15 protein-coding genes are annotated in these 19,540 nt (G+C 53.4%); 12 read left to right on the top strand and 3 right to left on the bottom strand.

From position 1 onward, the window contains the following. Window positions 1–458: 458 nt before the first annotated feature. From queF to U2W12_RS19590, 3 genes are all read left to right on the top strand, one after another. On the top strand, window positions 459–848 hold the full coding sequence (gene queF, locus U2W12_RS19600) for a preQ(1) synthase (RefSeq protein ID WP_326502390.1): 390 nt from the start codon (window positions 459–461) through the stop codon (window positions 846–848). A 3-nt stretch (window positions 849–851) separates the two neighbouring features. Continuing rightward, a complete protein-coding gene (gene asd / locus U2W12_RS19595) occupies window positions 852–1,712 on the top strand; it encodes an archaetidylserine decarboxylase (protein ID WP_326502389.1) in 861 nt (286 codons plus the stop codon). A gap of 443 nt (window positions 1,713–2,155) precedes the next feature. Then, window positions 2,156–2,503 carry a hypothetical protein gene (locus U2W12_RS19590; RefSeq protein WP_326502388.1) on the top strand — a complete coding sequence of 116 codons (348 nt, stop codon included), beginning with the start codon at window positions 2,156–2,158 and terminating at the stop codon, window positions 2,501–2,503. Between the two features lie 273 nt (window positions 2,504–2,776). Here U2W12_RS19590 and U2W12_RS19585 read toward each other — a convergent pair whose 3' ends face one another. Next, on the bottom strand, window positions 2,777–3,412 hold the full coding sequence (locus tag U2W12_RS19585) for a GntR family transcriptional regulator (RefSeq protein WP_326502387.1): 636 nt from the start codon (window positions 3,410–3,412) through the stop codon (window positions 2,777–2,779). A gap of 192 nt (window positions 3,413–3,604) precedes the next feature. Between U2W12_RS19585 and hflK the strand changes: the two genes are divergently transcribed. Beyond that, window positions 3,605–4,585, top strand: coding sequence for an FtsH protease activity modulator HflK (gene hflK / locus U2W12_RS19580; protein ID WP_326502386.1), 981 nt, complete (start codon window positions 3,605–3,607; stop codon window positions 4,583–4,585). Beyond that, window positions 4,582–5,556, top strand: a complete 975-nt coding sequence (gene hflC / locus U2W12_RS19575) for a protease modulator HflC (RefSeq protein WP_326502385.1) — start codon at window positions 4,582–4,584, stop codon at window positions 5,554–5,556. Before hflK ends, hflC begins: the two co-directional genes overlap by 4 nt. Before the next feature lie 137 nt (window positions 5,557–5,693). On the opposite strand, the gene U2W12_RS19570 is transcribed toward hflC, so the two are convergent. Then, window positions 5,694–6,860 carry a VacJ family lipoprotein gene (locus U2W12_RS19570; RefSeq protein ID WP_326502384.1) on the bottom strand — a complete coding sequence of 389 codons (1,167 nt, stop codon included), beginning with the start codon at window positions 6,858–6,860 and terminating at the stop codon, window positions 5,694–5,696. 383 nt (window positions 6,861–7,243) lie between these two features. Here U2W12_RS19570 and U2W12_RS19565 point away from each other — a divergent pair, with 383 nt between their 5' ends. The 7 genes from U2W12_RS19565 to U2W12_RS19535 all read left to right on the top strand — a co-directional run bounded on the left by U2W12_RS19565 (window position 7,244) and on the right by U2W12_RS19535 (window position 18,850). Continuing rightward, the gene (locus U2W12_RS19565) at window positions 7,244–8,722 is read left to right on the top strand and encodes a NarK family nitrate/nitrite MFS transporter (protein ID WP_326502383.1); all 1,479 of its coding nucleotides are present in this window, start codon (window positions 7,244–7,246) and stop codon (window positions 8,720–8,722) included. A 63-nt stretch (window positions 8,723–8,785) separates the two neighbouring features. Further along, window positions 8,786–10,522, top strand: a complete 1,737-nt coding sequence (locus U2W12_RS19560; RefSeq protein ID WP_326502382.1) for a protein kinase — start codon at window positions 8,786–8,788, stop codon at window positions 10,520–10,522. 352 nt (window positions 10,523–10,874) lie between these two features. Continuing rightward, window positions 10,875–13,442, top strand: coding sequence for a nitrite reductase large subunit NirB (gene nirB, locus U2W12_RS19555; protein WP_326502381.1), 2,568 nt, complete (start codon window positions 10,875–10,877; stop codon window positions 13,440–13,442). Beyond that, window positions 13,439–13,771, top strand: coding sequence for a nitrite reductase small subunit NirD (gene nirD / locus U2W12_RS19550; RefSeq protein WP_326502380.1), 333 nt, complete (start codon window positions 13,439–13,441; stop codon window positions 13,769–13,771). The genes nirB and nirD overlap by 4 nt, the downstream gene beginning before the upstream one ends. A 2-nt stretch (window positions 13,772–13,773) precedes the next feature. Next, window positions 13,774–14,685 carry a PhzF family phenazine biosynthesis protein gene (locus U2W12_RS19545; RefSeq protein WP_326502379.1) on the top strand — a complete coding sequence of 304 codons (912 nt, stop codon included), beginning with the start codon at window positions 13,774–13,776 and terminating at the stop codon, window positions 14,683–14,685. Window positions 14,686–14,729: 44 nt separating this feature from the next. Beyond that, on the top strand, window positions 14,730–16,922 hold the full coding sequence (locus U2W12_RS19540; protein ID WP_024298511.1) for a nitrate reductase: 2,193 nt from the start codon (window positions 14,730–14,732) through the stop codon (window positions 16,920–16,922). A gap of 14 nt (window positions 16,923–16,936) precedes the next feature. Beyond that, entirely contained in the window at window positions 16,937–18,850 is a 1,914-nt protein-coding gene (locus tag U2W12_RS19535; RefSeq protein ID WP_326502378.1) for a DmsC/YnfH family molybdoenzyme membrane anchor subunit, read from the top strand. Between the two features lie 45 nt (window positions 18,851–18,895). Here the strand turns inward: U2W12_RS19535 and U2W12_RS19530 are convergent, their stop codons facing one another. Beyond that, window positions 18,896–19,408 carry a HEAT repeat domain-containing protein gene (locus U2W12_RS19530; protein ID WP_326502377.1) on the bottom strand — a complete coding sequence of 171 codons (513 nt, stop codon included), beginning with the start codon at window positions 19,406–19,408 and terminating at the stop codon, window positions 18,896–18,898. Window positions 19,409–19,540: the final 132 nt, after the last annotated feature.

Genomic DNA, 19,540 nt, shown 5'->3' with positions numbered 1-19,540 from the left:
TCAATTACGCTAGAATGGCGGATATGGCTTGTTCAGCCCTGGTTGCCGAATGTGTTTGACTGGATTTGTTTAAATCGGCGGGATCCTGTCCGTCCGCATACGCTCGTCGATAGCGGAACCTCAAGCCCGGCTACCTTGCTCATTCAGAGTGACTTGAAGCGATTGACTTGATCATCGTTCTTCGAATATATCTTTATGAAGATTATTCAATTAAACCCGGTAGAAGTCCAGTCTTCTATTCTATGGCAAAGCCGGAAAATTCGTGCATTCTCTTGAATGACAGCCAAGGATCGCCGAAACGGCGTTTTGGTGCGAATTGTTGCTGCTTTGGGCGGGATAGGCTGTGTGTTTGTCGAGCGGGTCATTGGCTCATTTATTCGCGCGAGTGATCCTGATCAGCCATTTTGTCCCGGATGCTGGTAAAATAGGCGGTTATTGATTCAACTAGCATTTTATAAATGAGTACAAAACCCAGTAAAGACCTCGAAACCTTCGTTAACCCCGAACCCGGCCGGGACTATACGATCCGTATCGACATCCCCGAATTCACCTGTTTGTGTCCGAAAACCGGTCAGCCCGATTTCGCGACGATCCGCCTCGAATATGTGCCGGCCGCGGCGTGCGTCGAACTCAAGGCGCTGAAGCTATATATCTGGTCGTTCCGCGATCAGGGAGCATTTCACGAGGCGGTGACCAATCAAATCCTAAACGACATCGTCGCCGCGATTCATCCGAATTTCCTGCGCGTACGTGCCGAGTTCAATGTGCGCGGCGGCATCTACACGACGGTCGTCGCCGAACATCGCAATCCGAATTGGCAGGCACCAGAGCCTGTCCATCTGCCTTAACGTATGACGATGATCAAAGACACGCTGACCACGCTGCCGCAATATCTGCTGCCGCAGCATACTTTATCGCGGCTGATGAGCCGTCTGACGCATTCGGAAAATGTCGCCTGGAAAAATTTCTTTATCCGCCAGATCGTTCGTCATTACGGCGTCAATATGGACGAAGCGCTCGATCCGAATATCGAAGCGTATAAAAGCTTCAATCGTTTTTTCACACGCGAACTGAAACCCGGTATTCGGCCGTTGACGAGCGAGCAAAATGCGATTGCCTGTCCTGCCGACGGCGCGGTCAGTCAGGCCGGCTCAATCAGCGGCGGCACGATATTTCAGGCAAAAGGAAAAAACTTCACGGCCATTGATTTGCTCGGCGGCAACGCGGAACGCGCCATGCCGTTTCAGGAGGGTGTGTTTGCGACGATCTATCTGTCGCCGAAGGATTATCACCGTTTGCACATGCCTCTGACCGGGACGCTTCGCGAGATGGTGCATATTCCCGGCTGCCTGTTCAGCGTGAATACCGCGACCGCGAATGTCGTACCGGGCCTGTTTGCGCGCAATGAACGCGTCGCGGCGATTTTCGATACCGAGGCCGGTCCGATGGCATTGGTGCTGGTCGGCGCAATTTTCGTCTCGAGTATCGAAACGGTCTGGCATGGCGTCGTAACGCCGCCGACGGTCAACTCGGTGCAAACCTGGCGCTACGACAACGATGCGCCGGTGCTACAAATCGGCGAAGAAATGGGCCGTTTCAACATGGGTTCTACGATCATCGTCTTGTTCGGTAAGGACCGGGCCGTGTGGCGTGACGGTCTGACCGCCGGCGAGCCGGTAAAACTTGGAGAAATGATCGGCAAAAGATTGTAACTGACAACGTGCGCGCATAAAAAAAGCGCCTTTGCGGCGCTTTTTTTATGCGCGTCAATTTGGAATGATGTGAATAATTGCCTTGTTAAATACACTTTTGATAGGCGTCATTGTCAAAGAGGGGGTGACGCGATTTTTGCGTCATATTGCATCTTTGATGCATCTGATGTTAAAAAAAAGTCAGGTTGGAGTTTGTTCGAAGGATTGAATATATTTTCGTCGAAATTTTTTTGCCGAAACCATTTTTCAACGATTTTCGTTCAAGATTTTCGTCATCGGGAGCCGGTGATAAAGACACAGGCGGTGTTTTTACGAACGGACGCAACCGGCGCCTGGGTTCACACAATGGCTTGCCATATCGGCTGGGATACCCAGGTTGCTCGGTTGGCGACAAGATCATGGTAGGCCAATGCATCTTCGATAATAACAAGAGGAGAAACATCATGAAACCGATCATCAATCCGCTAATCCATGGTTATCTCGATTATTTTACTGTCGTCGTATTCTTGCTCGCGCCCTCGCTGTTCGGTTTGGACGGCGCCGCCGGCATTTTGGCTTATGCGCTGGCAATTATCCATTTGATAATGACGCTGGTCACCGATTTTCCTTTGAGTATCGCCAAGCTCGTGCCTTTTCGCATTCACGGCTGGGTCGAAAGAATCGTGGGGCCTGTTTTATTATTGACGCCTTTTCTATTCAGATTTGAAGGCGCCGCTCGGTTTTTTTATTTTTTGATCGGCGCAACGATTATCGTCGTCGGATTATTGACCGATTATGAGGCGACATCGTAAAAATCTGTTCTCCGGCTACATTCCTACTTAACGAGGCGCACGAAAGCCGTCTCCTCGTTTATTTTGCGCGCGATCGAAACGAAAATCTGTAATGCGTTTGGTCGTGTCTGGCAGTTGCAGGTTTTTATCAGGCCATGAGATTGGCTTTATAAACATTGGTATCGCCGCGAAAGGAGCCTTCGACATACTCGATCAATTGATCTCTGGCCGAATACGTATGACGTTTCAGCAGACGGCAGGGACGCGGCTGGTCGAAACCAAATACTTCCGATCTTACGGCGTGCTCATCACCGCTTCGATCGATTGATTCGCGCGTACGAGCAAAATGCCGCACGTATCCTGCAAAAAGGCGTAACCCGAACCGCGGGCATCCCAGTCTTCCAGTACCGGCACGGCAGTTAAATCGTACCAGGCGACTTCGCGGGTCATCGGCATGCCATCGGCCATTCTAACGCGCACCAAACGCAGAAGCGGCGACACCGACGGCCTTTTGAAAATGCAGGCTATCGTTCTTTCGGCGACCACCCCGCATTGCAGCTCGCGGGTCGAGGAAGTTTTACCCTGCTCACGCATTTCCTCGGTAAAACCCGTCAACCGTCCCAGCGTAGGATTCATGCTCGGCGGCGTCTGTACGACCGTGCCGCCGCGTTTATGCGTGCTCAACAACCGATTGGAGCGCAATTCGTCATAACAGCGCTTGACCGTGGTCCGGCTGATTTGCATCGCTTTCGCGAGCGTCCGTTCGGAAGGCAGGTTGACGCCCGATTTGAGATCGCCGCCTTCGATCATCGCGTTCAACTGCCGTTTGAGTTGCAAATAATAAGGCTCGGAGCTTTGAGCGTTGAGTTGTAGCCGGTTGATTAAGTCGGTGACGGGATCGTTTCCTTGAGTTGTGCCGCCTGAGGTCATGGTTTATTCACCTATATCAATTTGGCAATGTTTATGCAATTATCAGCAAGGTTTTAGAAAAAATGCTGGCGTTTATTTTTTAAGGGTTTATGTGGCCTGAAAGCTTTAATAAAATGTAAGCTGTTGACAAGTATAATAATAAAATTTAGTTAATGCTTAACCGAGAACTGACTTTAACCGTGAGGAACTGATATGGAGTACTCGAACACCGTATGGGAGCGTTTGCCGGAACCCAGGCTGCCGGTATCGCTGCCGTATCTGGCATTGATTTTCTTCGTGTTGATCGGGCTATGGTCGTCTTTTTTCACGATTCCGGCCGAGTCCGAAGGCATCGTGCTGCGCTTCGGCGAATATATCCACAAGGTGCCGCCGGGGCTGCATTTCAAATTTCCGTTCGGCATCGATAAAATTATCGAAGTGCCGACGCAACGGCAACAAAAGCTCGAATTCGGTTTTGCCACGCCCGGTTATTCAAATCCCAATCAGGTCGGAGATGAGCCGGAATTGGAAAAATCGATGGTGACAGGCGATCTGAATTCGGCGCTGGTCGAATGGATCGTGCAATACCGTATCACCGAACCGGAGAAATATTTATTCGATGTGCGCGATCCCGGTTTGACCTTGCGCGATATTTCCGAGGCGATGATGCGGGAAGTCGTCGGCGATAGGACCGTCGATGAAATCATCACGATCGGGCGTCAGGAAATCGAGGACAATGTGCTGATCCGGCTGCGCGAGTTGGCCAAGCGTTATCAGTTGGGCGTTACGATCAACCAGGTGCAATTGAAAAACGTGAATCCGCCGGTGCCGGTGCAGCCTTCGTTTAATGAAGTGAACCGCGCGCAGCAGGACAGGGAGAACATGATCAACATCGCGAACGGCGAATACAACAAGGCGGTGCCTCGGGCGCGCGGCGAGGCCGATCAAAAGATTCAGGCCGCCGAAGGTTACCGGTTCAAACGCGTTAACGAGGCCGAAGGCGACGCCAAGGCTTTCACCTCGGTGTTGGAGCAATATATCAAGGCGCCGTCGGTCACACGCACCAGGATTTATCTCGAAACCCTGGGCCACGTTCTGCCGCAGGCCCGGCAGCAAATCATCGTTGACGATAGCGTGCAGCAAATCTTGCCGATGCTGCCTTTTCCGGCCACATCCTCGGAGGCAGGAAAATGAACCATTCCAAATCATTGATTTATATCGGAGCGGCGTTTGCGCTGTTCGTGCTTTTTTTGTCGGCCTATACGATAAATCAGGCCGAGCAGGTGATCATCACGCAATTCGGCAGGCCGGTCGGCGATCCGATCACCGCGCCGGGGTTGCACTTCAAACTGCCCTTCGTCCAGGATGCAAACCGTTTCGACAAGCGCTATCTGGCCTGGGATGGACCGCTGGTCGAAATGTCCACGAAGGATAAGACATATATTCAGGTCGATACCTTCGCCCGTTGGCGGATTACCGATCCGATGCGTTATTACCTGCGTCTTCGCGACGAGCGCAGCGCGCAGTCTCGACTCGAGGATATTCTCGGCAGCGAGACACGTACCGCAATCGCTCGGCATGAATTGATCGAAGTCGTACGCACCGATAAAAACCGCAAGCCGCTGCTGGACGAAACCCTGGCCGTTGCGGCGGGAGAAGGCAATCTGGGCGTGCTGCGGCCGATAAGATTCGGGCGGGCGCAGATCGAACAGGGCATCTTTCAGGCCGCCCAGCCGAAACTGGCCGAATTCGGCATCGAACTGCTCGACGTGCGCTTCAAACGGATCAATTACAACCAGCAAGTGCTGGAGCGGATTTATCAGAGGATGATCAGCGAGCGCCTGCAAATCGCCCAGCGCTTCCGCTCCGAAGGCGAGGGCGAGGCCGCGCGCATCAACGGTAAAAAAGAGCGCGACATCAACGAAATCGAATCGACTGCTTATAAAAGAGTGCAGGAGATTCAAGGCGAAGCCGACGCCAAGGCGACGGAAATCTATGCCCAGGCCTACACGCAAAAACCCGAAGCCGCCGAATTTTTCAAATTTTCGAAGAGCATGGAAACCTACCGCAAGATTCTGAATCAAGACGCGACGATCGTGCTGTCGACCAAAAGCGATTTGTTCGAATTGCTCAAACGGGTCGAGCAGAAAAGGCCAGAAAATTAGGCTTGCAGGGTGCGCATCGCGCACCTTTGCCGGTTTAGGGCTGGATTACGCCCCAAGTTTCCGGATTAAACAAATCGGAACGATTTCTGATTATGCAGCGAATCGGACCTAAGATTCTGCCCAAGCTTTTTGGCGAATTATTGAATTGAAGAGTCGGATGAATCGGCGCTCGTGAGATCTATCTTTGATTTGTTACTCAATTGATCGACTTTAATCGAGACTTTCTCAAAGGATTCGACCATTCTGTCAAGTGCCGGGTTACGCGCTGTAGTGCTATTAGCAGACTGGATAGATGGCTGTACCCCGTCATTACTCTTGCTTATAGTATCCGCAACCGGCTTGGCGGCCTTGGAAATGTCTGTCTCGAGATTAGCAGAATCGTCGGCGGAGGCATCAATTTCCAAATCATGGCTGCTGTCGATTTTGCCGTCATTGATTAAGTGCCGACGATATTGCAGAAAGGACTCACGGGTAAACACATAGGGATCCAATGCCGCCTCGTCGATAAAGTTGAGCGCTCCTTGGGCATTTGCGCGATCGCTGATGCCCTCGATAATACCCGTGAACGGAACATAGGTGCCTGGATTGGCGGCTTTGTCCACTAAAAGAGCGCTGCCGTCACGGACCGTTGTAGGTCCCATGACAGGCAACACTATATAAGCTCCTTCTCCGACTCCCCAAACGGCCAAAGTTTGCCCAAAGTCCTCAACATTATGTTGGAGACCCAATTCACTGGCAACATCAAACAACCCCGCGACACCGATAGTCGTATTGGTCAGGAAACGACCGGTATCTGAAGCGCCTTGCAGGAATTTTCCCTGCAGGACGTCATTTAAAACAACATTTATGCCTTTCAAGTTATTAAAAAAATTACTCACTCCGGTTTCCACGAAGTCAGGCGTGATAAATTTGTAACTATCCGAAACCGGTTTGAAAAAATATCTATCCAGTACATTATTAAAATTGTACATGGATCGATTAAAGCCCTCATAAGGATCAATCTGGCTTGCGGCCGAGGCCGCAGGATTTACCGAGATGTCCGCGTGTTTTTCAGTGCTCGCACACCCAGCGGCGGTGATCAATGTGTTGGCGATTAAAAACACTTGCAGTAAAGATGCTCGGCTTTTGACTGAATACACTCGGGTAGACATAATGCACATTTCCTGCTGATTTATTGTTTGAGTAGCTTTCAATTGGGGGAAGGGCTTTTCGCCATGACGATCAAATAATAGCGAATCGATACTAAAAAGTAAAACACTTTGTGCTTTGTTATCATACAAATCCGTTTTATTGGGTTCGGACAAGTCGATAGCAATGGGGCTCGATATCAAGTAGCGTTAGGGTTTTAACAGGCGGGCAGGAAGCGCACACGTGTGCTTTCCGGATCCGGGCTACACGCCGACTCTCATCACGTTCCGGCAATAAACCGGTGCGCCGCGCACAACCTTCATACAAAACTCTCCGGCGTAAGCCGCATTTCGATTTACTGATTTTGGTTAAATGCACCAAGTCGAGGCAATAGGCGTTGCTTTGGTGCTTGGAATTTTACGTTTCTTTCGTGTTGATGCAAAGGTCAAATGAACGCCCCACGAAAAATCAATTAATGTAGAGTCGAAATCGATTTGATTTAATTGGCATGCAACATGCTTGTACATTGCTCAGTCGATTAACTTCCGAGTAATTCATCATGTCGAATGCAAATTTTAATCTGCTGTCCTTTTCCGGGAGAATGAAGATTCTTCACATGACTTGGCTGGCGTTTTTTATCAGTTTCGTGGTTTGGTTCAATCATGCGCCGTTGATGTTGGTGATCGGCAAAACGTTAAATTTGGACGATTCCCAGATCAAGACGATTTTAATCCTGAACGTTGCGTTGACCATTCCGGCGCGTATCGCGATCGGCATATTGGTTGACAAATTCGGACCCAAACGGACTTATTCGATATTGCTCGGTATGGGCAGCCTTCCCTGTTTCATGTTCGCTTTTGCCGAAACCTTCGAGCAATTGGCGCTGGCCCGCTTTTTACTGGGCTTTATCGGCGCCGGTTTCGTGATCGGCATCCGAATGGTTGGCGAGTGGTTTCCGGCCCGGCAGATCGGCATTGCCGAGGGCATATATGGCGGCTGGGGCAATTTCGGTTCGGCGGCGGCTTCGGGGGCCCTGCCGATGATCGCGCTGCTGTTTGGCGGTGATGAAGGCTGGCGCTATGCGGTCGCGAGCACCGGCGTGATCGCGCTGGTCTATGCGTTCGTTTATTATTTCAGCGTCACCGATACGCCGAAAGGATCGACTTATTTCAAGCCGAAAAAGTCCGGCGCGATGGAGGTAACCAGCATCGGCGATTTGATTTTTTATATCGTAATGACCATTCCGCTGTATGCGACCTTGTCGGTGCTCACTTGGAAATTGTCCTCAGCCGGCGTCCATCTGTTGTCGGGCATCGCTGCCTACTATATCCATGCAGCCATCTGGGTCTTGTTCCTGTACAACGTCTACAAGATTTATCATGTGAACAAGGATCATGTGTTCCGGCCGGTCGAAGCCATTCACCAATACAAATTCAAGCAGGTCGCGATTCTGAATCTGTCATATCTGATTACCTTCGGCTCCGAACTTGCGGTCGTGTCGATGCTGCCCTTGTTTTTCTTCAATACCTTCCATGAAACCCAAGGCGTCACAATGGTGCAGGCGGGCCTTCTGGGTGGCAGTTTCGCGTTTATGAACATGGTTGCACGCCCCGGCGGCGGCTGGTTTAGCGATCGTTACGGACGTAAATTATCGTTGACGATCGTGGCTGCGGGCGTGTTGATCGGCTTTTTGTGCATGTCGCAAATCACTTCAAGCTGGCCGGTATCGGGCGCGGTGGGGATAACCTTGGCCTGCTCTTTCTTCGTTCAGGCGGGTTGCGGCACGGTCTTCGCGATGGTGCCGCTGATCAAGCGGCGAATGACCGGCCAGATTGCGGGCATGGTCGGCGCCTACGGAAACGTCGGCGGCGTGATGTTTTTGACCGTGCTGTCTTTCGTGACGCCGGCCGAGTTTTTTCTGGTGATCGGCGCGGTCGCTTTTTTCGTGCTGATCGCGGTGCAGTTCATCGATGAACCGAAGGGGCACATGGTCGAAATACAGGAAGATGGCTCGATCGAGATGATCGAGGTTAATTAAAAAAGCAGGTGCAAGGCGGATGATCCCTTTCGTTCATTATGCGGCGCCATTCAAGACATCACCATGACCACAGCCAAATTATCCGCCAGCATTGTCTACGCTAGCGAGCAGGGCGTCAAGGAAGAGAATCAGGATTTTGCAGGTTGCCTCATTCCTGACGACCATCAGTTGACTTATAAAGGCATCGCCGCGGCGATTGCGGACGGAATGAGCGGCTGCGACGCGGGCCGGGAAGCGAGCCATTGCTGCGTCGCGGCGTTTCTCGACGACTATTACAGCACGCCCGAATCCTGGTCGGTCAAATACGCGGGGCAAAAGATTTTGTCGGCGACCAATTCCTGGCTGTACAGCCAGGGACAGCGCCGCTATCAAGCGACTCACGGCATGGTCAGCACGCTCAGCGCGCTGATATTGAAGTCGAACACCGCGCACTTGTTTCATGTCGGCGATTCTCGGATTTACCGGATGCGCGACGGCAATCTGGAGCAGTTGACCCGCGATCACAGAGTCCGGGCCGGCAATGAGCGCGACTATCTGAACCGGGCGATGGGCATCGAGCCGCGTCTGGAGGTCGACTATCAGGCGTTGCCGCTCAGGCGCGGCGATCTGTTTTTGATGACGACCGACGGCGTGCATGATTTTATCGACGAGAAGTCGTTAAAAAAATTACTGCTGGACGGCGGCGAATTGACGGCATCCGCCGCACGCATCATCAAAATGGCCGCGGATAATTGCAGCGACGACAATCTGACCTGCCAGTTGCTCAGGATCGAAGACTTGCCGCTGGCCAACGAAGACGAAATTCTGCGCGACCGCAGCCAGTTGCCGTTTCCGCCGCCGCTGAATCCTGGCATGATTCTGGACGGATACCGGATCGAAGCGGAGATGCATGCGAGCAAGCGCACCCAAATCTACCGCGCCTTCGACACCGAAACCGGCGATCGGGTGATCCTGAAAACGCCGTCCGTGCTGTATGAAGACGATACGCATTATATCGAGCATTTTCTACATGAGGAATGGGCCGGCAAACGCATCCGCAGTGAGCATGTGGTCAAAACGCTCGGGGCCGACCGCGATAAAAGCTGCATCTATTATGTAACCGAATATCTCGAAGGCCCGACCTTGGCCGCATGGATGCGGGCAAATCCGAAGCCGGAGATCAGGGAAACCCGAAAAATCATCGAGCAGATCGCGATGGGGCTTCGGGCGTTTCACCGGATGGAAATGCTGCATCAGGATCTTAAGCCGGAAAACATCATGTTCGACAAGAACGGCAAGGTCAAGATCATCGATTTCGGTTCGGTCAAGATCGCCGGCATCGCCGAGATGACCCCACTCGATCACGGCACCGCCGAAAACATCCTCGGTACATTGAACTATACCGCGCCCGAATACCACCTGGGCCTGCGCGGCACGGTTAAGTCCGATCTGTTTTCGCTCGGCGTGATCGCTTATGAAATGATCAACGGTGCGTTGCCGTTCGGCCGGGGTATGCCCGAAAAACCGAACAAGTCGAATCTGGACAAACTCCGCTATGTGCCAAGCATTCATTGCAACCCGATGGTGCCGGTCTGGATCGACGGCGCGCTGAAAAAAGCGACTTCAATTCAGCATGAGTTCCGCTATGACGATCTTTCCGAATTTCTTTTCGACCTATCCACTCCGAATCCGAAGTTCCTGGCCGGCGAGGAAGCGCTGCCGTTGATACAGCGAAATCCCTTGCTGATCTGGAAAACGCTGGCTTTTATCTTGTTCGTTTCCAATCTGGCGACGCTGTATTTCCTGCTCAAAGCGAACTGACAAAGCGCAGTTCATCAGTGCGCTACGCTTTCCCAACTCTATGTTCAAATTGATTGTTCCCGGTAATCACAAGTTTCCTAGCATCACTTTTGGCCAGGATGAGTCGCCTGCGTATTGGACGTTTCCTACATCGAGTTCTTGCGCACTAAAGACGGCTGCCGCGCACTATTATTGGGTGCAAGATGGTGGATTGGCGCATCAATGCACCATTGCCGTGCGATTTGTTGCGGGTATTCTTTAGCGATTTTGTCTGCATTTACTAATCATCATATAAAACAATTATTTGTTTGATATGGCGCGCATCTTGCTGAACCTACGCACGATAAGCGTTAATCTGTTGATTGAGGGTGTCATGAGTACAAAACAAACAATCGTCGTTATCGGTAACGGCATGGTTGGCCAGAATTTTTTGGCCAGCCTGGTCGGCAGCGGCAAGCACGCCGATTACAACATAGTGACTTTTTGCGAAGAACCGCGGGCGGCTTACGACCGCGTGCACCTCTCTTCGTTTTTCAGCGGCAAGACCGCCGAAGACTTGTCCTTAGTCGAGGAAGGTTTCTTCGCGCGGAACGGCATTACCGTGCATCTCGGCGACAAGGCTGCGAGCATCGACCGCGCCGCCAAAATGGTCAATTCCGCGAAAGGCGTCACGACCCGTTATGACAAACTGGTGCTCGCGACAGGCTCCTATCCGTTCGTGCCGCCGGTACCGGGCCATGAGCGTCCGCATTGTTTCGTTTATCGCACGATCGAAGACCTTGAAGCGATCACCGCGTCCGCGCAAGACGGCAGGGTCGGTGTGGTGATCGGCGGCGGTTTGCTAGGGCTTGAAGCGGCCAAGGCGTTGACCGATCTGGGCTTGCAAACCCATGTGGTCGAATTCGCGCCGCGCCTGATGGCGGTGCAACTGGACGAGTCCGGAGGCGCGATGCTCAGGCAAAAAATCGAAGCCCTCGGCGTGACCGTGCATACCGGCAAGAATACCAGCGTGATCAAGGACGGCGACAATTGCCGGCATAAGATGTGTTTCGCGGACGGCACCGAACTCGAAACCGATCTGATTCTGTTTTCGGCCGGCATCAGGCCACGCGACGAATTGGCGCGCACTTCAGGTTTGGACATGGGGCCGCGCGGCGGCATCGTGATCGACAACCAATGTAAAACGTCCGATCCCGACATCTATGCGATCGGTGAATGCGCCCTCTGGAACGGCATGATCTTCGGACTGGTCGCGCCCGGTTATGCGATGGCGCGCACGGTTGCCGCCGACCTGACCGGCGGCGAGGGCAGCTTTACCGGCGCGGACATGAGCACCAAGCTGAAGCTGATGGGCGTCGATGTCGCCAGCATCGGTGACGCGCATGCCAGAACGCCGGGAGCGATGGTCTACACCTATCAGAACGGCGCGACCGAAGTCTATAAACGCCTTGTGGTCAGCCAGGACAAGAAACGCCTATTGGGCGCGGTGCTGGTCGGTGATGCTTCCGGCTACGGCACCTTGCTGCAATACTGCCTGAACGGCATCGAACTTCCGGAAAATCCCGATGCGCTGATCCTGCCGAGCCGCTCCGACGAATCGGTCGGCCTGGGGCCGGATGCATTGCCTATGTCCGCGACGATCTGCTCCTGCTATAACGTGACCAAAGGCGACATTTGCCGGTCGATCGACGGCGGTTGCACCACGATCGGTGGCCTGAAAGCCGAGACCAAGGCCTCGACCGGCTGCGGAGGCTGCGCGGCGCTGTTGAAATCTGTATTGAACTCGGAGCTTTCGAAACACGGCTATGAGGTCAATACCGATATTTGCGAGCATTTTCCCTATACCCGCCAGGATCTGTACAACCTGGTCATGGTCAAGCAAATCACCACTTTCGACGAAATGCTCGAAAAATACGGCAAGGGCAGGGGCTGCGACATCTGCAAGCCGGCGGTCGGCTCGATCCTGGCGTCTTACTGGAACGATTACATTCTGAAAAACGAGCACTTAGGACTTCAGGACACCAACGACACCTTTCTGGCGAATATGCAAAAGGACGGCACCTATTCGGTCGTGCCGCGCATCACCGGTGGCGAGATCAAGCCGGACATGCTGATCGCGCTCGGTCAGGTAGCCAAGAATTACAAGCTGTACACCAAGATCACAGGCGGCCAGCGCGTCGATCTGTTCGGCGCGCGCGTCGATCAGTTGCCGTCGATCTGGAAGGATTTGATCGATGCAGGCTTCGAATCCGGCCATGCCTACGGCAAATCGCTGCGCACGGTCAAATCCTGCGTCGGCAGCACCTGGTGTCGCTACGGCGTCGACGACAGTGTCGGCCTCGCGGTCGAACTCGAAAACCGCTACAAAGGCCTGCGTTCGCCGCACAAGCTGAAATTCGCGGTGTCCGGCTGCACGCGCGAGTGCGCGGAGGCGCAAGGCAAGGATGTCGGCGTAATCGCGACCGAGACCGGCTGGAACCTGTACGTCTGCGGAAACGGCGGCATGAAGCCGCGCCATGCCGATCTGTTCGCGACCGGTCTGGACAAGACAACCTTGATCAAATTGATCGACCGCTTCCTGATCTTTTATGTCCGCACCGCCGACCGCCTGCAGCGGACTTCGGTGTGGATGGAAAACATGGAAGGCGGCCTCGATTATCTGAAGTCGGTGGTCATCGACGACAAGCTCGGCATCTGCGAGCAACTGGAACAGCAGATGCAATATGTGATCGACACCTATCAATGCGAGTGGAAGACCACGATCAATGACGAAACGCGGCTGAAACGCTTCCGTCATTTCATCAACAGCGATGCGAAGGATGACAACGTGCTGTTTGTCGAGGAACGCGGCCAGTTCCGTCCGGCGCTCGAAGACGAACGCAAGCATTTCAAACTGATCGCTGAAACCGAACAAGAAACCGTGATGGGAGACGTGGAATGACCGAATGGATCGATGTGTGCGGCGCGGACGATTTACAACCCGATTCGGGCGTCTGTGCGCTGGTGCAAGGACAACAGGTGGCGATATTTTATATGCCGAAAGAATCGGCGCTGTTCGCGGTCGGAAATTACGATCCGATAGGTCAGGCGAATGTGTTGTCGCGCGGCATGATCGGGGACATCAACGGCCGGATCGTGGTCGCTTCGCCCTTGTATAAACAGCATTTCGACCTGCAGACAGGCGTCTGTGTGGAGGATGCGGCGGTATCGGTGCCCGTTTATCCGATCCGGATCGAAAACGGCCGCGTCGCAGTCGGCATCGGAGGCTAAGGATGAAATATCAATATTACATTGCCGACGTATTCACCCGGCAAGTCTTCAACGGCGCGCAAATAGCGGTGTTCCCGAATGCGGACGGCCTCGGCGACGAGCAAATGCAAAAAATCGCGAACGAGTTGAATCTATGGGAGACCGTTTTCGTCTTCCACCCCGGCGGCGATATGCGCAAATTGCGGATGTATTCGCCGAAAGTCGAGGTCGATTTCGCTGGCCATCCGATCATCGCAACCGCCTATGTGCTTGGTCTGTGCGGAGACATCGCGCTGGATGACCCGGTGACACCGGTCGTTTTCGAACAGAATGCGGGGCCGGTCGAGGTGAACATCACCTCCGAACAAGGCAAGCCGGTATTCGTGCAGTTCACCAACAAGGTCTCCTCGATCATCGACCGTTTCGCGCCGACCGATGAGGAACTGGCGGCCGTGCTGTCGATCCCGCAAGCCGATCTCGATCACATCAAATATTCGGCGCGCCTGGTCGCCTGCGGCATGCCGTATCTGGTCGTGCCGGTCTGGAAATATGAAACGGTACGCAAGGCGCGTTTCAACTACGCGGCATGGAGCCGGTCCGCCGCGCCGCAGACCGCCGCGCAGGAAATCCTGCTGTTTGCGCCGAAAACGCCTTATTCCGACTCCGATTTCAATCTGCGCTTGCTCGGTCCGCACATCGGTCATGACGACGATCCGCCGGTCGGCGCGGCGGTGCCGGCTTTTGCCTCCTATCTGTGTTCGTTCGAACAGACCCGCAAGGGCACGCATACCTTCGCGGTCGACCGTGGCGACGCGAACTCGCGCCGCAGCGTGATCAACGTCGAAATGGACCACAAAGGCAAGGCGCAATTGACCCTTAGGGTCGGCGGAAGCGCGGTGATTTTTGCAGAGGGTACGGTGTTTTTGCCGGATTAATCTCTGGCCATACGGATCAAATTCAACCCGAGTTGACGATAACTATGCTATTTGGACGAAATAAAAAAAATCCGATCAAGATGGCCGATAAGGGCGTCGTAAAATGGACGTATTCAACTTGCGGCTATTGTTCCACCGGTTGTTCGATTGAAATCGGCAGCAATGCCGAGGGTAAACCGGTGGCAACTCGGGGCGTCGGCGGTGCCGATGTCAATCGCGGCAAGCTGTGTCTCAAAGGGATTTTCGAATATCAGGTGTTCGAAGCCCCAGGACGCGGCCAGAAGCCTTTGCTGCGAAACTCGATATACCAGCCCTACCAGGATGCGGAGTGGGACACGGCGCTGGATAAAATGGCGTCGGAAATCAAGCGGATTCAGCGCACCTACGGGCGCGACGCCTTCGCGATCGTTTCGACGGGGCAACTCCTGACCGAGGAGTTCTATACACTCGGCAAACTGGCGCGCGGCGTCATCGGCAGCAACAATTACGACGGCAATACCACGTTGTGCATGGCGTCGGCGGTGTCGGGCTATAAACGCTCGTTCGGTTCGGACGGCCCTCCGGGATGCTATGAGGATTTCGAGCATACCGACTGCCTGATTGCCTGGGGTTCGAACCTGCCGGAACAGCATCCGATCATTTACTGGCGTTTGAAGGAAGCATTGGAAAAACGCAAATTTCCGTTGATCGTCGTCGATCCGCGCGTGACTATGCTGGCGCAGTTCGCCGATATCCATCTGCCGATCACGCCGGGCACCGATGTCGTGCTGCAAAATGCGCTGATTCATGTGATTCTGGCCGAAGGTCTGGAAGATCGCGAGTATATCGATACCAACACCACCGGCTTCGAGGAGCTGGCCAAAGAAGTGCAAAACTACGATCCTGAGACTGCATCAATGATTTGCGGCATCGACGCCGAAACCATCCGCACAGTCGCAAGATATTACGCCAAGGCGGACCGCGCGATGAGTATCTGGACGATGGGCATCAACCAGAGCACCCACGGCTCGGACGGCGTCGTCGGTATCAACAATCTGAATCTGGTCACCGGCAACATCGGCAAGCCCGGCGGCACCAGTTTGTCGATCACCGGCCAGTGCAATGCGATGGGGACGCGCGAATGGTCCTCCTGTTCCGGCTTGCCCGGTTATCGGGCATTGGAAAAGCCGGAGGAGCGTGAGGAAATTGCAAAATTCTGGGGCATCGATCCCGAGTTTTTCCCCAAGCAGCGCGGCCTGACCGAAACCGACATATTTCCCGCCATTGAAGCCGGCGAGATCAAGGGCTTGTGGCTGGTTGCGACCAATCCGATGACGTCGATGCCCGACACCGCGCGCATACGCAAAACCCTGAAAAAACTGGAATGCCTGATCGTGCAGGATTGTTACGCCGACGCGGAATCGAATCAATACGCTCATATCTTTTTACCTGCGGCGACCTGGGCGGAAAAGGAAGGTGTGTTTACCAACACCGAACGTCGGGTCAACATTACCCGCCAGGTCAAAGCTCCTTACGCCGATTCGAAATCGGACCTGGAAATTTTCAATCTGCTGGCCAAGCGTTTTGAGCAAGGACAGAAGATTAAATTTCCGGATCGTCCCGCCGACGTGTTCGAGGAAATGAAGCAGCTGTCCAAGGGCCGCCTTTGTGATATTTCGGGCATGAGCCATGATCTGATCGAACAAAAGCGCGGCATCCAATGGCCCTATACCGAAGACCAGGCGAAGCAGGGCGTCAATGGCGAACAGCGGCTGTACACGCAGTCTCAATCCTTTCGCTACAAAGGCGGAAGGGCCAAATTGATTCCGCTGCCGTTTATCAATAACAATGAAGTACCGGATGGCGACTATCCGTTCTGGCTGAATTCCGGCCGTCTGGTCGAGCACTGGCATACCCGAACCAAGACCGGAAAAATCGGCAACAACAACAAATTTAGCCCGATTCCATTCATGGAGATGAATCCCGAAGCCGCGGAGGCCCTGGGTATAGAGCATCAATCTTATGTACGCGCTGTCTCGCGCCGGGGCGATGCGGTGGTGATGGTAATGTTGACTCAGCGCGTTCCCAAAAACATGGTGTTTATTCCGTTTCATTTTTTCGATTGCGTCAACCGGCTCACCTTGGGCCTGCTCGATCCCCACTCAAGGCAGCCCGCATTCAAGCAGCAGGCGGTCAGGATTGAAAAGGTCGATCAGCAAATTGCCGCCCAGCTAAACAAAGAATCGCGCACCTATTAATATCGGAGATTATGATGGCTGAAGTACGAGCAGACGAGCCCAAGTATGCTTTTTTAAATGACAAGGCGGCGCAAAAACAAAATCGTTATGGACAGAATATCGAGCTGACCCATAAAGCCAGCGAACTGAGAAACAGCAGCCTGAACATCAATAACATTCCCGTCATAGGAGAAAATCCCAACCGCTATAAACAGCACGGCTTTTATTTTAACGCCGACAACTGCATCGGCTGCCATGCCTGTGAATCGGCTTGCAGCGAAAAAAACGATCTGCCTGTTCATCTGGCTTACCGTTCCGTGGGCTTCGTCGAAGGCGGTTCTTATCCCGCTTACAAGCGCCTGAATATCTCGATGGCGTGCAATCATTGCGACGATCCGGTGTGCCTGAAAGGCTGTCCGACCCGCGCTTACACCAAGTTCGCCGAATACGGCGCGGTGCTGCAGGACCCCGACATCTGTTTCGGCTGCGGCTACTGCACCTGGGTTTGCCCCTATAACGCGCCGCAACTCGATCCGGTTAAGGGCGAGGTGTCCAAATGCAATATGTGCGTCGACCGTCTAGAAGTCAATCTGAAGCCGGCCTGCGTCGCCGCCTGCCTGGGCAATGCGCTGGATTTCGGGGTGATTGAAAACATTCCGCAAAACCGGGTGCAGGCTAAAACCTCGATTCCGGGCTTCCCGTCCACCGATATTACCCATCCCAACATCCGTTTTCAGCAAAACCGCCCGATGCCGAAGGAAGTCACCCGCACCGATGCGATGCCGCTGAAATATCTGCGCGACGACGAGGAAAAAGACAAATTCAAGGCGACCGTCCATGACAAGCACCGATGGGAAAAGCACTGGAATTTGAAAAAACTGCTGACCAGCCATGAGAGCGCGCATGTCATCTTCACGTTATGCACCCAGGCGACGGTCGGGGCTTTTATCATGACGATAGCGGCTTCCTGGCTGGGCTTGCCCGAGCTGGCGGCATTGCAGGAACCGTATCTCAAATGGCCCTTGCTGACCGGCTTGGTGATGATTGCAACGACGGGGCTGTTCAAATTGAACATGCACCTCGGCAAACCGCATCGTTTTTACCGGGGTTTCAATAATCTGAGATGGTCGCCGGTGAGTCGGGAGATCGCTGGGGTTTCGCTGTTTTATACCGGTCTGCTGGGCTATGTCTTTTTTGCCTTATTCGATAATGCTTTTGCCCGGTTTCTGGCGAATGGTTTTGCGTTGATCGGCGCGACCGGCGGCGCAGTCGGTTTATTCTATATGTACAAACTCTATAGAATTCCGGCCCGGCCTTTTTGGAATCACTGGCAAACCGGAACGGCATTCTTCGGTTCCATGCTCAGTTTGGGGGCGTTGATCATTGCCTCGGTTTGTGTGCTGACACAGCCGCTTGCTGCCGAAAGCTCCCAAATATTGCTGCACATACTCGTCCTTATCATAATGACAGGACTGGCGTTGGAGGGTGTCGGCCATCTGGCGCATGCCCATGAAATGCAACACAGCAACCACGAAGGCGCGGCATCTTACTACCGCCAGGTGACTCAATACGGTAAGTCATATATGTTCCGTAATGCCTTGCTGGTAACGAATCTGCTGCTGACGCTCCTGTTGACTGTCCATGGCTTTTCAGATTATTTCGGTCTGATTGCAGGCCTGGCGTTATTCCTGTTGATGCTGACCAACAGTGTTTTCAGTCGTTCGCTGTTTTTCGTGTTGGTGATTCCGACCACGATGCCCGGCGCATTCTTCTGGAAAAACAGCGGCTTCATCGAGCATGCCCGCGAGACAGGGCTGGCCGACATGCCTCAGCACGGCGTCGCTTATGAACGGCATCATGAATTCAACGTGAAGGAATTGATGCAGACGATCCGGGAGAATTCGCTCCAGGATATGATCGCGCATGTGAAACGGATCGTCGGGAAATAATGGCGGGCCGCTTGTCGGATTCCGGCAAGCGGCCTGGCGAAGGGATTAGTCGGAGTCCAGCATTTCGAGCACGGTTTTCGCCGCCTCGCTGACATCTTCGTTTTTATCGTCGCTCAAGTCCTTGATTTTCTGCAGCAACGCCGGGTCGTCGAGTTCCGAAATCGATTCCAGAGCGAGCACCACGATTTCGGGCTTGTCGTTGCCCAAGGCCGTCAACGTCATTTGCTGGCGCTCTTTTTCGTCTTCCCAGGTGCTGATTTGGCTGACTGCCTGTTCCCTGACGCTGTCTTCAGGGTCGTTCAGCGCATAAAGGATCGCTTCCTTGGCTCTCGGATCGGGGTATTCGCCCAAGGTCATCAGCGCCGCTTCGCGATCTTGTTCGTCTTCGGATGAGTAAAAGTCGTTCAAGGCTTCCTGAATTGTTTCCATATCTTCCTGGTCCTCGCTGTCCCGTATTATTGGAGGCGGGCTCATCGCTTCATTGGCTTTCTGGTGCAACAGTTGGTTTATCTTATCCGAACCTGTTTTATGTTCATTGGAAGGCTTTTGGGATTCCATTGGGGTTTCAGAAGGCGTTTCATCGCCTGTTATCGATTTGAACACTCCATTTGCTAGGACGGAAAGACGCTCATAATTTAGGGCAAGGAGGATAATGATCGCTAAGAAAAAAATGGTAAGAAAGAGGCTGGT

The sequence above is a fragment of the Methylomicrobium sp. Wu6 genome (assembly GCF_035916875.1).
In the GTDB taxonomy this organism is placed as follows: Bacteria; Pseudomonadota; Gammaproteobacteria; order Methylococcales; family Methylomonadaceae; genus Methylomicrobium.
The sequence above is the reverse complement of the archived record's forward strand: the minus strand, read 5'-3'. Positions and strand labels throughout refer to the sequence as shown.

Excerpts from the sequence above, each read along its gene's own strand:
- hflK (WP_326502386.1), top strand. The coding sequence starts at position 3,605 with ATGGAGTACTCGAACACCGTATGGGAGCGTTTGCCGGAACCCAGGCTG.
- asd (WP_326502389.1), top strand. The coding sequence starts at position 852 with ATGACGATGATCAAAGACACGCTGACCACGCTGCCGCAATATCTGCTG.
- U2W12_RS19560 (WP_326502382.1), top strand. The coding sequence starts at position 8,786 with ATGACCACAGCCAAATTATCCGCCAGCATTGTCTACGCTAGCGAGCAG.
- U2W12_RS19535 (WP_326502378.1), top strand. The coding sequence starts at position 16,937 with ATGGCTGAAGTACGAGCAGACGAGCCCAAGTATGCTTTTTTAAATGAC.
- U2W12_RS19590 (WP_326502388.1), top strand. The coding sequence starts at position 2,156 with ATGAAACCGATCATCAATCCGCTAATCCATGGTTATCTCGATTATTTT.
- U2W12_RS19585 (WP_326502387.1), bottom strand. The coding sequence starts at position 3,412 with ATGACCTCAGGCGGCACAACTCAAGGAAACGATCCCGTCACCGACTTA.
- U2W12_RS19565 (WP_326502383.1), top strand. The coding sequence starts at position 7,244 with ATGTCGAATGCAAATTTTAATCTGCTGTCCTTTTCCGGGAGAATGAAG.
- U2W12_RS19545 (WP_326502379.1), top strand. The coding sequence starts at position 13,774 with ATGAAATATCAATATTACATTGCCGACGTATTCACCCGGCAAGTCTTC.
- U2W12_RS19530 (WP_326502377.1), bottom strand. The coding sequence starts at position 19,408 with ATGGAATCCCAAAAGCCTTCCAATGAACATAAAACAGGTTCGGATAAG.
- queF (WP_326502390.1), top strand. The coding sequence starts at position 459 with ATGAGTACAAAACCCAGTAAAGACCTCGAAACCTTCGTTAACCCCGAA.
- nirB (WP_326502381.1), top strand. The coding sequence starts at position 10,875 with ATGAGTACAAAACAAACAATCGTCGTTATCGGTAACGGCATGGTTGGC.
- hflC (WP_326502385.1), top strand. The coding sequence starts at position 4,582 with ATGAACCATTCCAAATCATTGATTTATATCGGAGCGGCGTTTGCGCTG.
- U2W12_RS19540 (WP_024298511.1), top strand. The coding sequence starts at position 14,730 with ATGCTATTTGGACGAAATAAAAAAAATCCGATCAAGATGGCCGATAAG.
- nirD (WP_326502380.1), top strand. The coding sequence starts at position 13,439 with ATGACCGAATGGATCGATGTGTGCGGCGCGGACGATTTACAACCCGAT.